This window comes from Rubripirellula lacrimiformis, assembly GCF_007741535.1.
Lineage (GTDB): Bacteria > Planctomycetota > Planctomycetia > Pirellulales > Pirellulaceae > Rubripirellula > Rubripirellula lacrimiformis.
Genome location: NZ_CP036525.1, coordinates 2991172 through 3009309 on the forward strand (window position 1 = coordinate 2991172; position 18138 = coordinate 3009309).

Genomic DNA, 18138 nt, shown 5'->3' on the forward strand with positions numbered 1-18138 from the left:
GTGGAAGCAGGCGCCCCACTCGCGTTGCCAACTGGCAGCAAAATCGTCTGGCGACAGACACTTAACCACTACCACCCATCGCGGTCGTGAACAGCCAAGCGGATTGCCTGGCCCGAAGCGACACCGCCCAAAGCGACATCCCATTGAAGGTTCGGTCTATGACCTCGCGGAAGCGACTCAACACCTCGACATCCCACAACGATGTTTCGCGTGCTGCCGGTTCGTCCCCTTCCTCTAGCGCGGACGGCTCTGTTGCCGGCGGTGCCGGTGCGAAGTCATCGCGTGCTGGAAAGCCACGGCAGTCCCGCAAGAAGCGGCGTCAACACATCATTGAAACGCTGGAAACGAGACAGCTGCTGGCCGGGCCACAGCTGATCGGGATTCAGCCCAACGAAGGTGACTTGATTGTCAACGGTTCGGTTCGGGAGACGGCACCACGCGTCTTGACGTTCCGTTTCGATGAAACGCAATCGATCGATCCTGACACATTCGATGGCATCCGTGTCACCCGCGCCGGCAGCGACGGATTGTTGGGAACCACCGATGACGTGGTCCTGAATCCTGGCTTGGTCACGTTGGGCGATGGCGCAGCGAACGAAGTGGTCGTGCGATTCGCCGACGCGCTTCCAGATGACAAATACAAGGCCGAGGTGTTTGCGTTCGATGATGCCGGGCTAGGGATCACGGCGCTGCGCAACCAATCGGACGAAGTGTTCCGTCCTAGCGTCAGTGGACAGCGAGTTGAGGTCACCAATTTCGAACTGCGTTTGGGTGCGCTGATCGAATCGGTCGTTCCGCAACCTGTGATCCGCATGGCCGACGGTTCGTTGGTTCAGAATCGTGACGAAGTCGTGGTTTACTTCAACGAAGATCCGTTGTTCGTCGAAGACACCGGCGCCAGTGGTGTGGTCCAGATCGGTGGTCAGGCAATCACGGTCACCGCGAATCTGACCGATCGCGCGTTCGACAATACCGAAATTCGATTCTTGCCAAGCAGCACGGCCAGTTCGGCTGCGGCCAGTTACGACAAAGACGCCGACACGTTGACCGTGGTCTATCCGAATGGATCGACGTACGCCTCGGTCGCAACTGCGATCAATAATCTGGACGCCTTCAACGCGGTGATTTCCAGTGGCACCGGCAACGTTGTCTTTAACTTCAATTCGCAGACCACCACCGGTGCTCCGTTCCTGGTCACGGGAACCCCGAGCGAGCGTTCGGCCGAAAACCCACGTTTCTATCAATTGTTGCTGACCCAAGATTCGGTTAGCACGGTCGATGACGTGATGTATTTCCCACGCGAAGTGGTTTACGACGCGACGACCCACACGGCCCGACTGTTCTTTGACGGTGATATCAACGAATTGCCTGGCGTACCGCTAGGTGGTGGCACGTTCCGCTTGCGAGTTGGAACGGCCGTTGACCAACGCCAGGACCTGATTTTGGTTCCTGAATTGGTTGGCGTTGCACCGTCGGTATCCACCGACTTTGGCATCAACGGTCTATCGGTCAAGTTCACCTCTCGCGCTGTTGGCGAAGGTGCTTCGGGACGTCAGGTCAGTTTTACCAATACCGGTAACGCTGGATTGTCGGTTTCGCTAAACGCGTCGGACAATGTGGTCTTCAACTTCGGTGGTGACTCGCCGACCGTGGCTGATCTGCAGGCCATCGTCGCTGCGACCCCATCTGTGAACGCTGTGATCACCGTGTCGTCTCGACTGGGCGCTGTCCCGGGTGGCGGATCCGAAGTGGTTCCGATGCGTGTCGTTGGCGCCGCGCCGCTGACCTTGAATGCCGTTGGCGATACCCTGGGCACCGCGCTGGACGTGGGCATCTTTGGTCAGGACCAATTGACCAGCAAAGTCTTCAGCGAATCGATCGACCCGCAATCGTTCCTGATCGAATTGCCCGGTGGCAACAGCGATCCCGGACGTCTTGAGTTGCCCGAAGTTGCTGGCAACGGGTTGGTCCAATACATCAACAGTCTGTTTGGTGACAACGGTGCTGACGCAACCGACGGGATCACCGAGATCTCGTACAATTTCCAAGGGATCTTCGCGACCGGTTCCGGTGGAACATCGTTCCTGAACCAGATCAACGATCGTCAAAAAGCACGAATCCGCGAAGCCCTGGACCTATGGGCCAACGTGATCGGCGTCCAGTTCCGCGAAACGGTCGATCAGGGCATCACGTTTGCCTTGGGCGATATTTCACGTTTGAACACGATTCCGAACACTCGCGTGCAGCAGTTCAATGTTCTGAACGCGAACCTGCGGATTGATCCGACCTTCAATGAATCGGCAATCGTCTTTAGCAATCAGACCGACTTCAACACGGCCTACGGCGAAGACTTCCTGCGCAAAGCGACCGCTGGCATTGGATTGCTATTGGGTCTGGAACAGGCTCCCGGTCTGACGCCACAGACTCTGCTGTCACTGACGCCTTCGTTCTTGAACGCCACGATCAATTCGCCGAACGAAAACACGCTTCGTGATCAGGAACCTGCGTTCCCCGGCAACTACGACATCCTGCATGGTCAGTACCTGCACAATCCCGATAGTGTCGATATCGACCTGTACCGGTTTGTGATCGACCTCGATGACGCCGATCGCGTGGGAACGTTGACGGCCGAAACATTCGCCGAACGACTGGCCGATTCCAGTTCGCTGGACACGGCGTTGCAGTTGTTCCAAGAATTCGGAGCATCGGCGACATCCAACTTCGGACTGGGGAATTCACTTTCCGTTCGATTTGATTCGCTGGCATCCGGCAAACTGGGCAACAACACGACGGTTGAATTTTTCCGCAGCGATCGCGCCGATGGCAATGGCGAAATTCGCATCACCCAGAAACGAGACAGCCAAGGCAACCCGATCGCCAACGGCATCGTTGTCGACATCCCGCGCCTGAGCGCTTCGATCACATCGGTGACCGTGGGCAGCATCGTTGACGCAATCAACGACGATCCGTTCAGCAGCGGTTTGGTGCGTGCGACCCTAGACATGGGTGCCGCGTCGACCAACGTCGGAACCAGCAACGCGCCGATTCAAACGGCTTTGCTTAGCGGTGGCGGCATCGTTCAGGTCAGTCGAAATGACGACTACTTTAGCGAAGACTCTCGCATCATCGCCACGTTGGGCGCAGGCACCTACTACGTCGGCGTTGCCGCAAGTGGCAACGATTCTTACGACCCGACGATCGCCGACAGTGGCTATGGTGGGCTGACCCAGGGCAAATACGACCTGCATCTGAAGTTCGAACCACAGGTCGACGAAACCGAAGTCATTCGTGACTTGGACAACCCACGCAGCGGTGTGCCCGGAACCGGCATTGATGGTGACGGCGACGGTACGCCCGGCGGCGTCAAGAATTTCTGGTTCCAAACGCGGCCAGAGAATCGTCAAGTCAACTTCACCGCGACCGGTTCGGGAATCACCGCCGGACAAACCGTCCGTATCGTGGCCGCGAACGGATCGGTCCGTACGTACCAATTTGTTGCCGATGGCGCCACCGCGTTGCCCGGCAACGTGCCAGTTCCTTACAGCACCGGTGCCATTGGGGCCGAGACTCCGTCCGGTTCGTTGGCCACGGCGCTTGCGCAGGCCGTCCGAAGTCAGGTCGGAGCAACCGGAGTCGAAGTCAGTCAGGTTAGCAGCCGATTGGAATTCACCGGCGAACGTTCGATCGAAGTTTCGTCGAACTTCCGCGGTGGCGACATCCTGGGCCGCAACATCTTTGTCGATAAGACCGCTGGCCCGAACGCCGACGGTAGCCTGGATGCACCGTTCAACAACATCGCCAATTCGGCAGTGGCCAATGCCTTCGATGCTGCTCTGTCGGGCGACATCGTTCGCATCATCGGAAACGGTGGACAGGACGGCGACATCGCAACCGAAGCCGATAATTTCAGCTACCAAGTCGGCATCTCGGCGACCGGCGGCCAAACGCTAGAAGATGGACGCAACCTCGAAGTCCCTCAAGGCGTGACAACCGTGATCGACGCAGGTGCGATCATCAAACTACGCAGCGCCCGTGTTGGCGTCGGCAGCAGCACGCTATTGGAAGACCGCAGCAACGGCGCCCTGCAAGTGCTCGGTACCCCGCGTCTGGTCCAGCTTTCCCCAACCGGCAGCATCGTCGAATCGACTTTGCTCGGTGACACCGACGCGTTGCTGTCGCAGTACAGCGACGGCAGCGTGATCTTCACCAGCATCAGCGACTCGCAAGCCGACTCGTCGACCGCCAATGCCGGCCGAACAGCGTCGCCTGGCGATTGGGGTGGGTTGGTGTTCCGACGTGACCTCGACGAGAGCGAAGGGCGTGCGGACTTGGAAGACGAGGGGATCTTCCTGCAAACGGTCAACCACGCACAGATCCGGTACGGCGGTGGCAGCAACCTGTTGATCGATTCGGTTCAACAGTTGGTCAACCCAATCCAGATCTTTGAACTGCGTCCAACGATCACGTTCAACGAAATCAGTTTCTCTGCCGATGCCGCCATCAGCGCGTCGCCGGACAGTTTCGAAGAAACCAGTTTCCAAACACCGCGTTTCCAACAAGCCGGCGCATTCACCGCGGATTATTCGCGCGTTGGACCGTCGATTTACGACAATGTGTTGGTCGAAAACAGCATCAACGGTCTGTTCATCCGAGTGGTCACCACGCCCGGATCCGCACCGCGTGCATTGACGCTGGCCGGCCGCTTTGACGACACCGACGTTGTTCACTATTTCCCTGAAAACGTCATTGTCGAAGGCACCCCCGGTGGATCGATCCAGGACGGCGTTCAGCCGGACTTGGCATCGACCGCGTTCGCGACTTTGCCTGGTGGTGCGTTGCTTGCCCGAACGTATGACTATCGTTTGACCTTCGTTGATTCGAACGGTTTCGAGTCGTTGGCCAGTGACCCGTCGGCATCGATCACTGCAGCCGCTAATTCATCGATCCAGTTGCTGAACCTGCAACCGGTACCCGGAAATTCAGACTACGTTTCGCGGCGTCTGTATCGTCTGGACCCGTCCAGCGGTGACTATCAATTGGTGGCAACGTTGGATGCCAACGCTAGCACCTACGTCGACAACGGAACGACGTCCCAAGGGACGCTTGATCTGACTCGCGTCGGAATTCGCGGACGCCTGGATGCGTCGTTGGTAATCGATCCGGGAACCGTGTTGAAGTTCCGTGGGTCGCGTCTTGAATTGGGCCAGGGCACTCAGTTGCTAGCCGAAGGCAAGAACAGCGAACCGGTGATCTTTACCAGTTACGCAGACGATCGTTTCGGTTCGGGCGGAACCTTCGACACCAATAACGACAACGGATCGGCCAGCGGCGAAGTGGTTGCCGCACGTGGTGATTGGTCCGGCATTTATGCTGCAGCCAATTCGTTTGTCAGCATGGATTACGCCACCGTCGCCTACGGCGGTGGAGTCAGTTTGCTTGAGGGCGGTCAAAGCCGTGGATTCGCGGCGCTTGAATTGCAACAAGCCGACGGACGGATCACCAACGGACGTTTCGAATTCAACGAAGACGGCCAAGATGGTGCAGGGCCGGTCGGACGCTTTGGACGTTTGGGGATCACCCCATCGACCATCTTTGTTCGTGCTTCGCAACCCACGATCGTCGGCAACACGTTTGTCGATAACCGCGGATCGATCATCGACATCGATAGCGATTCGATGACCGCCGAGCGTTTGGTGGACTTGGGGCGTCAAACGGGGGTCATTGAACGTCTGGAAGCTCTTGACGACAACTACGGCCCGCTGATTCGTTTGAACCGATACCAGAACGTGGCGGCCACACAGGTCGCATCGCGTCAGATTTCTGGTCTGGAAATCCGCGGCGGTCTGCTGTCGACCGAATCGGTATGGGACGATACCGACATTGTCCACTTGCTGTTCGATACGATCGAAGTCGGCAACGTGCACAGTTCCGGTGGTCTGCGATTGCTTAGCCGCAGCGACGAAAGCTTGGTCGTCAAATTGGACGGTGCCGGAACTCCGTTCAGTGAGTCGGCCGGAACCGGATTGTCCGCCACCGGTTCCCTGTCCAGCATCGAAGATCGCATCGGCGGTTCGCTTCAGATCGTTGGGTTGCCAGGTGCACCGGTCGTGCTGACCAGTTTCTATGACGACACCGTCGGCGCCGGTCTGACCCCGGACGGACGCCAGTTCACGGACAACAACGGTGACAGTTTCGGGTCACGCCCCGAAGGCAACAACTGGCGTAGCATCTTGCTGGACGAATACAGCAACGATCGCAACGTCGATTACATCCTGGAACAAACCGTCACATCGGAAGTTTCACCAGGACTTAACGGTACAGTCGGAAACGCCCAGGTGCTCGGTGCGATCGCGCCGAACATCCTTTCGGGCGACGAACAACTGCGTCTTGGTTTCGAAGTCGAAGGCTTCTTGAACGCCGACAACGACGTGGACACGTACAGTTTCACCGCCGAAGCAGGGACCCGGATCTGGGTCGACCTGGATCGCACCAGCTATACGCTGGATTCGGTGATCGAAGTGCTCGATGCCAACGGCAACGTCTTGGCACGCAGCGACAACAGTTTCGACGAAGTCGCCGGAACACCGCTTCAAGCCGTCTCGCCATTGATCGAATCGACGGTCGGATCGCTGCAAGGCGGCGCCGACGCGTTCACCGATTTCGGTAGCGGTGGTTTGTACCAAGACTTTGGTTCCACCAACCCTCGCGATGCGGGGCTATCGCTTTCGTTGCCTGGGAACCGTGGTACACGAAGCGTCTACTTCTTCCGTGTACGCAGTGCATCGGTCGATCCGGGGGATGTCACCGGCGGTATCACCAACGGTGGTTATCGGTTCCAGGTTCGTCTGCAAGAGGATCAAGAATTCCCCGGTAGTGTCGTGCGTTTTGCCGACATCCGGTATGCCAATAACGGTATCCATGTGCGTGGATTGCCAGGCAGTTCGCCGCTGTTGGGGGATGCCCAAGAAGACGAAGCGGTCGGCGGTGCGGTGGTTAGCAATGATTCGATCTTGCCCGTGACTTTCACGGACTTTTTCTTTAACGACCAAGCGATCAATGGGATTCGGCCGCAACACATCGGCAACCTGTTGGTCAGCCAAGACAAATCGATCAGTGTGGGTGGGGCGCTTGCAACCAGCAACGACATCGATTTCTACCAGATCGATGTGGACGGCGACCTGTCCAGCGGTTTGCAAACCAGCACGATCTTTGACATCGACTACGCCGACGGATTCAGTCGTCCGAATACGACGTTGGTGGTCTACTACGACGCCGATGGGGAAGACGGGGACGGGCTGCCGCAGTTGGTCTTCATTGGCGAAGACAGCAATGTATTGGACGACCAATCGCAACCGGTCACCAGCAGCCAGATTGATTTGCTGACCCGCGGTTCGGTTTCTAGCGGTGACCCATTGATCGGTCCCGTTTCGCTTAGCGAAGGAACCTACTATGTGGGCGTCGTCGGCGAAGGGGTAACCCCCGACGCGTTGGCATCGATCACGACTCGCCGCGAACCGATCGAATCGATTCTGCGAATCTTCGAAGACCATGTCGAAGAGGTCGGTGGATCGACCGCGTTGCCGCCCAAAAACGACACGGCGATGTTCGATACGGCAGCATTGACCCCAGGTTGGGCCCTGACCACGAATCGGGCCTCGAACCCTGGTCACCAGCGGACGCAAACCTTCAACGGCTCGCGTGGAACAAACCTGTATCCTACCAGCAATCAGTTCGAAAACGGTGGGTTCAACGACACGTTCTTCAACGCCCAAGCATTGGATGTAGCTAATCCAGAGTGGAGTCTGGCGAACGATCCGAACATTGGCGATTCAAGTCGTAACACGTCACAGTTCATTCCTCACACGACCGTTTTCGGCACGACCCCCAACGAGATCGTTGACGTCTATCGGTTTGACGTGGCAGTCGATGGTTCCGTTGTCGTGCTGGACATTGACAATGGGATCAACCCGAATGTCCGTGACCCCGATACGTTGCCGGATGACTTTCCGACGCAGACAGATCCGAACAGTGTTGATTTGAAACTGCAGTTGTTTGACATCACAGGTGCCTTGGTACCCGGTGGAACCAGTTCGACTAGCCGAGCCAACGATGGTGCGTTGGGCAGCGAGGCGTCGTCACTATTCTCCAACTTCTCCGATGACCCCTATCTGCAGTTGACGCTAGCCGCAGGGACGTACTTTGTGGCGGTTTCGCCCGAGGCGACCACCTACGATGCGGGCACGCAATCGTTCACGCTGGACGTGGCCAATCGGCCGGCGTCTGGGAACTATGAACTACACGTTTCCGTTGAAAACCACGCCGCGTCCGGCGGTGATCCGGGGAATGAATCGATCCGCTTCGATCGCAGTGCACCGACCGGTGTGCTGACAAGTGTCCCGTTTGATTTGGCCGGCTATGGGCCAAGCGATTTGCCACGGTTCTATTACAATTATTTTTACGACCCAGGGGCCGGTGATTCGGTATCAATTCGTGTCACCAGCAACGAAAACCCTGGCGGCACCGTGTTGGCCGATGCAGCCTTCCAATCGACTGCCGGAAACAATTTCTGGCGACAAGGAATCGTGTCGCTAGCGGACTTCGCTGGACACGAGAACATTCAGGTTGAATTCACCTATACCGTGAACAACCCCACCCTGACCAACGAAGGCTTGTACCTGGACGATTTTGTCGTCGGTTTTGCCGAGCGTGGCGAACTGGTCACCGGCGCTGACCTGGGCGTTGTCGGAGTGTCTGGCACCTCGTTCACGCAGGCTGGCGAATACCAGTTGGAAGTGCGGCCGGGCACCGAGTATGGAACGCCAACCGGGACTGGATTACGGTTGGATTCGACCTTCGACACGAACTCTCGTCAGGGCGAATTCGCAACCATTGTGGCACCGCATGCGGCGCAGATCACCGATGGCAATACCTTCACACTTAGCGATGGTGTCCGTCAGGTCACCTTCGAATTTGATTTGGATACCGAAGTCGGTATCACGCCGGGCAACATTCGTGTTCCCTATTCGGCCACCAGCACTCAATCGGAAGTCGCTGACTCGATTCGGTCTGCCATCAATTTGTCGGTCGTGCGTTCGACCATTCGTGTCCAAGCTTCGGATTCGACGGGATCGGCGACCGGTGGATTCGGCGACAATCAAATCGCCATCTCGGGTGTCGTGCTGGGGGATTTCATTGAAATCAGCTCGCCCAGCGATCTGCCCGCCTTTGACGAACCTTTGGATCCAAGCGGCGGAAGTTTCCGATTGCCTGTGATCTTCAACGAGGGGCAAGGCGACTCGAACGTGATTCGTTCGCAAAGCCAAGTCATTGTCGATTCGAACAAGATCAGCAACGTTCGCAGCATCGGCATCTGGAGCGAACCGAGTCGCCGTAACAGCGATCCAGACGATCGTACGGGAACTTTCCTGGATTCGAATCCAACCGGAACCACCAACCCCGGTGCGGTCCGAAACCTGCCGACTTTGAACAACGAAGTCATCGGCGGACAGGCCCCAGGGATCGTGGTTCGTAACAACACCATCGACCAAGCTGGTTTCGCCGGAATCAAGGTCGAAGGCGAGATTCGACCCTATGTGATCGATTCGAGTGTCTTTGATATTGGTACCGAAGACGTCGTCGGCACATTCGCGTTTGCCGATCTGGTGTCCGATGGTCTGTTGATGGTCATCGACGCGGCAGACACGCGTGTCGTGTTCGAATTCGAAGACATCGGTGGTGACGCAACGACTGCCGGTGGTAGTGGGCAAATCGGAGGCAATGGTTTCTCCGACGGTCACGTTCCGATTTACTATCGCCGAACAGGGCCTCTTTACAACGGACTTCGCGAATCACCGCACACCCGTCACGAAGTGATGCTGGCGATTTACGATGCCATCCAAAGCAGCATTTTGGTCAACAATGGGATGAGCCCGTTGGTGCAAGCCACGTTGGGAACATCGTTGCGGGGTGGGGATTCATCGTTTGACGACTTCTTTGGCGGCATCTTTGGCAACAATTTATTGGCCAGCGACGCGGCTGTTTACATCGAAGGGGCAACCAACGTTCAGTTTTCGTTCGCCCAACTGAACCCGCCACCGGTACCGTCTTTGAACCCGTTCGATTTGACGGGGCTGGCACCTGTGCACGACGCACCGCAGCCGGTTAGCCGAATCGTCAACAATACGATTTACGGGAACGACGGAACGGCATCGCGTTTCAGCGGCAACCCAACCGTTGAACCGAACGATCTGCTTTTCCAAGCAGTCGATACTCGCCTGGGTTCTGGACACACCGGTGCTTACATCAACAGTGGTGTCATCGGCGATTCCACAGGACTGGTCGTCGGTGCATCGGACGTCGATTTCTATCGCGTTGAATTGGTCGCCGGTGATCGCTTGACGGTCGACGTCGACACGATTGATGGCGGACCAGACACGACCCTGCGTCTGTTCGATTCCAGCGGTGTCGAGATCGTCTTGAACACCGGCGGATCGGCCCCTGGTTACCTGGAAACGGCCGTCGGTCCTGACGCCGTTGCCGGAACGCCTGGTGATGCAAACTTTGATGCGACACTGAACCGGGCCGGTGATCCATTCATCGACTTCACGTCGCGTTTGACGGGCACCTATTTCATCGGTGTCTCGTCGGCTGGCAACGATGCTTATGACGCGCTGTCCACCTCGGGCCGTGTCAGCGGCACCGGCGGTACCGGTGATTACGACATCGCGATCGAAACCTACACACCACGAAGCTTCGTGATGTCGGTCGACAACGGCAGCAACACTCGCTTCCCCGGAGCCAATACTGGGTTCCAAGCCAGCACTTTGTTCGACACAACGTTCACCGTGACTCAGATCGCTGACATCCAAACCAGCGTCGCTCGTGGAACGCCGACCAATGACTTGGTGTTCCGATTCACGGACGCCCAGGGTGGTCGAATCATCAACACCACCGCGACCGATACGGGATACGAAATCAATATCCCGCTTCAGGGTGACGACGAATTCCGTGTTTCGGACATCGTTCAAGCGATCGCCTATGCGATCAGCGGCGATGCCTTCGTGGAAAATGCCAACCTGCCGAACCCACCGCTGCCCAACCATAACTTTGGCAATGGTCCGGACGGTTTGTCCGGTCCTGTTCAGCCGGTTCTGGCTTCCGCACTGGGCGGAATCGAAGGCAATGCAGCTGGACTGCGTACGTTCCCGCTCGCCTTCCCTGACTTCAACACTGCGTTTGGTCACAACCGAACGAACCAGGTTGGATCGGTCGGCTTTGCCGGTACGTCGACACTGGGATCGGGTGTTTCGGAACTGTATGTGTTGGTCGAACGTGCGGCCAAGATCACCATCAGCCCCGAGGCGGCCGCGGCTGGACTGCGGTTGGATCCTGCCCCAGGTGTCAATGTCGATCAACTGCTGCCTGAAACGGGCGTCTTGTTGACCGGTGGCAGCAGCGGCACGGTGGTGAACAATGTGTTTTCGAACCTGCATCAAGGTGTGGTTTCGGAAATCACCAAATTCGCAAGCTTCTCGCAAGCGAACCAACCAGACGTGCATCCCAAGCCTGGGATCGCCATCGTGACGGCCAATGTGTTCCAGCACATTGAAACGGCCAACAACGTGTTCCGTCAACAAATGACGCAGCCGTTTGTCAACAACGGCGACATCAGCATCACGCCTGGTCCAAGCAACGTGAACGGCGGTACCGATGACTTCAACATCACGTTGGGCAACAACGACCCGTTGTTCGTGAACCCCGAAGGCGGAAACTTCCTGCCGACGGACAACTCGGTCATCATCGATAGTTCGGTCAACTCGTTGACCGAACGCGATCGATTGGCTGGATTGTTGCAATCGATTGGGCTGCCGGTCAGCAACGTGTTGGCACCCGATCGTGACGTCAACGGTGTTCTGCGAGCCGACAATCCCAACGTGGCACCTCCCGGCGGTTTGGGAAGCCAGGTCTTCAAGGATCGCGGTTCGAACGAATTGGCCGACTTTGTCGGTCCCGCTGCGATCATCAACGTGCCGCGTGACAACGACGCGCAAGGCATTGATCTCGATCCGGCAACCGGCTTCTTGCGTCTCAGCGGCGGCGTCTACAGCGAGTTCCGAATCCAACTGCGGGATACCGGTGATTCGTCAGATCCGTTCAGCGGATTGGGCATCGATGACGATACCGTTGTCGTCCCAACACTGGCCGGCCTGCGTGCCAAGGGCGCCAATGTGACGGTGTTTGAAGATGAACGTCTGTTGGTCGAAGGCGTCGACTATACATTCAGCTATGACAAGACACAGAACGTGATCACGCTGACTCCGTTGGCAGGCATCTGGCAAAACGATCGTTCCTATCGCATCGCGATGAACAACCAAGACCGTACGGTTTTGATTGCTCCCGATCCAAGCCTGGTGTCCGATGGCGATCAATTGCTGATCACGGACAACAACGGCGGCACGCTTGCATTCGAATTCGAATCGGGCTTCGAGCTGACCGTCCCAGAAACGATCACGCTGGTTGTGCCGGAAGTCGGTACCAACGCGGGCGGGCTTCGTGATGGGGATATCTTCCGCATCAATGATGGCCAGAACCCGGCCATCGTGTTCGAATTCAACAGTGACACGGTCACGTTGCCAGGCACGGTGCCGATTCCGTTGCCGACCACACAAACGCCATCCGATCCGGTGGAACTGCAAGCTTTCTTGGACGGCATTGCACGGGACATTCGGGCTGCGATTGCTCAGCCACGTGTGACCCCCGGCGGACCACTGTTGCCGTTGGATGTGGACACCCGAGTGATCGGCAACCGCGTCATCGTTGGCGGTGAACGTGGGACGATCGCGGCTACCGAAAGCAGTGGCCTGCAACAAGCGTCGCGAACGCTCGCTTTGCGAGTGCCAACGGCCGGGGTTAGCCAATTGGGGATTCGTGATGGCGATCAGTTCTTGATCAACAACGGCAACGCGTCGTTGACTTTCGAATTCGATACCGATAACACGCTGACCAATCCTGCGAACGTCCGCATCAACGTTGCTCAGATGACAGCCAGTGGTGTGGCGACTGCCGTGCGTGACGCGATCAATGCATCCTCGCTTGGCTTGACGACCACGATTGAAGGTGACGGGCTTTCGGTCTACCTGAACCTTTCCACTCGTGGATCGGCATCGGTGTTGTCCGGCCAATTGGGTGTTGTCGGCATTAGCCGCACACCGGTCGATGGTGACACGATCGTGATCACCCCGACCGACAGTTCCGCGCCATCGGTGTTGGAACTGAACCGAACGGACGAACGCGATATTGATGGTTCGATCATCAACGATGGTGTCGCCAGCATCAACAATGTGCCGATCGACATCACACGTGCGACCACCGCCGACGAATTGGCGGGCCGCATTTCCAACGCGATCAAGGTTCTGCCTCCGATCGCAGGCCTGCCGTTGAACGACGTTGGTCCTATCGACGGCGGTTTGGTGACGATTGGTGGCGAAGCCGGCTTGGGCGTCGCTTTGACCGGCCAATCACTGGAACTCAATGGTTCGCCATCGGTTGCAGGTGCTTCGACCGTCGAAGTCTTCGGACCCTTGCTGTTGAATCTGCCACTGGTTGGTGGTGGCGGTATCGCATCGGGAAGCGTCATGGTCTTGACCGACGACGCTGGCAATGACGTCGTGTTCGAATTCAAGAACAACCTAGACGCATCGCCGGTTCGTGCGGTCACGTCGGTGGTGGTGCCATTTGATTCGTTCAGCACCGTTGACATCATCGCAAACAATCTTGTTACGGCGATCAACGGAGCCAACCTTGGAATCACGGCTGCCAATAATGGTGTCGGACGCGTCGCCCTGGGACGTATTTCCAGCGACCGTGTCGATATCGACGGCATCGTGGATCCACTTGACCCGACGACTTCCATCCCGGGTCTTAGCGGTGCATCGGTTCGTCGCGGAATCGTTTCCGACGGCGAAGTGTTGACGATCCGCCAGGGCAGCGTTGAAGTCCGCTTCGAATTTGAAGCGGCGAGCGGCAGCAATGGAGTTGCCGCTGGCAACGTCCAAGTCGCCTTCCAACCCGGCAGCACGGTGGGGGATGTTGCGATCAGCTTGGCGGCCGCGATCAATAACAATAAGGGTGGTTTGCAAGTCGACGCAGTGGCTGAATTGGACGGCAACGGCGTTCCAACTGGCCGCGTCAATTTGAATGACCGTCCCGGCACGATTGTCGACGTGACAGCCGCGCCGACACTAAGTCTGGTCGGTGTACCGGGCGGAGCAGTTCCGATCCGGATTTCCCCAGCATTCAGTTCGAACGAAGTCAAAGAAGCGTTGATCAACGCGATCAACAGCGTCAACCAAGCCGGTTCGCCTTCGATCACGACTTTGGCGGCCGAAGATCGCGGCGGAGACACGTTCTTCGTTTCCGGTGGTGCCTCGTTCAGCGGCCCAATCCTGAACTACTCGTTGCCAGCGATCGCCGACTTGGCGGGCAATCCTTTGGAACCCAATCGCAGCGACCTGTCGACTCAGTTCACCTTGCTGATGCCGACCGTTGGTCTGGACTTTGGCGACGCGCCGGATCCAGTGGCGGGTGTTTCGGGACGTTACCCAACCCAGAACGTGAACAACGGGCCTCGCCACGTTGTGGACAATCAACTTTATCTAGGTGCGTTCATCGACGCGGATACCGACGGCTCGCCGAACGCGGCTGCCGACGGCGACGATACCAAGATTCTAGGTTCCAGCACGGGCGCCCTGTTCGGTGTGTCCGTCGTGGATGGCGAGTTGGAAATCGTCGTGCAAACGGGGTCGGTGAACCCGCTGCTGCGTGACGGTGACACAATCACGATTGATACCGGGGTTGCGAAGGCGACCTTGGAATTTGATCTGAATGGTCGATTCGACGAAGACAATTTTGCGATCAGCCCGGTAGATCCAACATCGCCAAGTTCGATCACCGCTGCGATCATGGCAGCGATTGAGCAGAGTCCGCTAGAACCGGCCTCGGTTCGATCGACCAGTGCGACTGTGGTGGTCAGTGCCGATGACGAAGACGGTGTATCGTTCGTCAGCGACATCAACCCTGCGGGCGTCCTGAACCGTGGACTAGCGATGCCGATCGACGTCAGCGTCACCGGCGCAGGGATCTTGGAAGCTTGGATCGACTTCAACGCCGACGGCGATTGGGACGATCCGGGCGAACAGATCATTCCGATGTCCGAAAATGCGTCGACGAGCGATCGTCGCGAAGAACTGTGCCCTGTCAACCTAGCGGGCGCCGTCAGCAATATCTTTGCCGACACCGGCGACGTCAGCACACGCACGTTCTGTATCGTTGTGCCATCGACAGCACCAGTCCCGCCGGGACCGGTGGAAACCTACGCTCGCTTCCGAGTGTCACGCGAAGGCGGACTATCGCCAACCGGATTGGCTTTGTCGGGTGAAGTCGAAGACTACGCTTTGACTTTGCTGCCCGGATCGCCGCCGCAGGTCAACTCGTTCACACGTTCCTTTAGCGTTGACGAAGACCGACCGCTACAAGCTTTGGATGGCAACGGCGTCCTGACCTCGTCCACCGGTGATGACGGATTGCTTGCCGGAGTCATCGACAACGATGGCGACGGGATCAAGATCTTCGCCGATGATGTTGGTGTGCGAACGCTACTGACCCCGTCGGGCAGTCCGGCCGGTGAATTGACCCTGTTCAGCGATGGAACGTTCACGTTTGATCCGGTCGCTAATTTTGCCGGCACCGCCAACTTCACGGCCCGTGTCAGCGATGTTCAACCACTGGATCCATCCACCGAATTGGTCAATTCACGTCCGATCTCGGTAACGATTACGGTCAACCCGGTGAACGATGCTCCGGTAGCAACGGGCACCAACGTGATCGTCAATCGTGCGATCTTGGAAGACGAGGTTCAAACCTTCGCAGCGTCGGATATGACCGTCGGTGGCGTCTTCCTGCCAGGTTTGATTGCAGACAAGTACACGCCCGGACCGGCAAACGAAGCTGGCCAACCGATGATCATTGCCTCGGTTTCCAGCGTGCGAGGTGTCAACTTGACTTCGCAGGGTGGTACCGTTTCGATCAGCGATGATGGGCTGACGGTCTTGTATACGCCGCCGCTTGATTACAACGGCACGACACCTGACACGTTCAACTACACCGTTGGGGACGTTCCACCTGCTGGACAAACCAGTGAGATCGCAGCCAAGGTGGGCACGGTTTCGATTTCGTTCCAAGCCGTCAATGACGCGCCGCGAACGACTCTGGATAGTTACACTGGCGAAGAAGACGTGGATCTGCTGATCCCGATCAACGGGAACGGTACAACTGCGGGAATCCTGGACAATGACACCGCGGGGCCGGATGACGAAGTCACCGCAGGCCAGACGATTTCGTTGATTCAAAATCAATTCCCGATCACCACATCCAATGGCGGCACCGTCATTCTGGACGGCACATCACTCAAGTACTCGCCACCGAATCAGTTCAGCGGCATCGACAACTTCCAATACCAAGTCCAAGACAACTTGGGGGCAGTCGCCAGTGGAACGGTTTCGATCAACGTCGGTGGAGTCAACAACATTCCGGTATTCATCGGAATCAATGGTGACATCAATAACCAGTCGATCACTCGCGACGAAAGCAAGACGCAAGCCGAAACGGTAACCTACGATCTGACAACTTGGTTCAACGATCCCGAAGGTGATGGATTGACCTTCACGGTGTCGTCGAGCAACCCGTCGGTGGTTTCAACTCAGTTGACCGGCAGCACATTGGTGCTGACCTACCCATCGTACCGATTCGGTGACACGGTTTTGACCGTCATCGCGACGGACACCAGCAACGCGCCAAGTGCACCGGCACAGATCGACATCAACGTGGTCAACACTCCTGATCCACCGATCAAGATCGGGACTCTTGACCCACTAAGCGGTGTCGAGGATCAGGTCGTCGAAGCGGATCTGACAGGTGTTTTCTTTGACCCCGATGGTCAAGGGACTCTGACGTATTCGGTTGCTCGACTTGGCAACATCATCAACCCGACCGTGGCTCAGATTGCGGCTCACCCGTTGGTCCAGTCGATCGACACTTCCACCAGCCCGATGCGAATCGCGTTGAAGCCTGATCAGTCGGGCATGGTCGAGATCGAAATTTCGGCAACCGACGGTTCGTTCCGCGTCAGCGATTCATTCGTGCTGACCGTGGCTCCTGTGGAAGATGCACCGATTGCTGCGGCGGACAACTACAACGTACCGGTCGGTGCGAAGTTGCAAGTCATCACCCCGTCCGAAGGTCTGTTGCGAAACGATCGTGACGCCGATGGAAACAACATCGTGGTCGATTTGGATTCGGTGATCGGTCCGGCACGCGGCGACCTGCAGGTCAACCCCGACGGAACGTTCAGCTATCAGTTCACTGATTCGCCAGTTGCCGGCCAAAGCTTGGTCGGACAGACCGACAGTTTCAGCTATCAGGCTAAGGACAGCACCGGTCGCTTTAGCAATCGTGTGACGGTCACCTTCACGCTGAACCAGTCGCGATATCAGAACCCCTTGGCTTCGCTGAACCAGGACGTCAACGCCGACGGCGTGGTCACGGCGATCGATGCACTGCGAGTGCTGAACTTCCTGGCTCGAAACCTGGGGACCGCATCCAGTGTTCCGGTCAGCGAGATCGGATCGGCTCCGCCAGACTATTACGACGTCAACGGCGACGGCCGGGTGTCCGCCAACGACGTGTTGTTGGTCATCAATGAACTGGGTCGCATCAACAGCGGCGAAGGCGAAATGGTATCGCCATCGGCCAACCTAGCGTCCAGTGCCGTCACGACCGGGTTTGCCTCGGCAAGTTCGGTGGGCCTACCTAGTCGCCAAATTGAATGGGTAAGTCCGGCGGTTGATGATTACGATGATGAATCAGTCGGATTGACCCCGACGGATTCGCGTGACGCTGTATTGGCGTCCGGATTCGAAATCAGCTCGGCGGCGACCGAACAAGCGGTCTTGGCTGTGCCATCGGAATCCGAAGATGCGGCGAATCCCGAGAGCGTCGACGAAGCTTTGTCGACCATGTGGGACGACTTTGCCGTCAACGGATTCGATCCGGGCTAACGCAGCCCGGCGGATCGCGACCACC

At 57.5% G+C, this 18138-nt stretch carries 1 protein-coding gene; it reads left to right on the forward strand.

All coding sequences use genetic code 11. The features are described 5' to 3' along the window. Positions 1-158: 158 nt before the first annotated feature. The gene (locus K227x_RS10730; RefSeq protein ID WP_145169488.1) at positions 159-18113 is read left to right on the forward strand and encodes a tandem-95 repeat protein; all 17955 of its coding nucleotides are present in this window, start codon (positions 159-161) and stop codon (positions 18111-18113) included. The last annotated feature ends 25 nt before the right edge of the window (positions 18114-18138 follow it).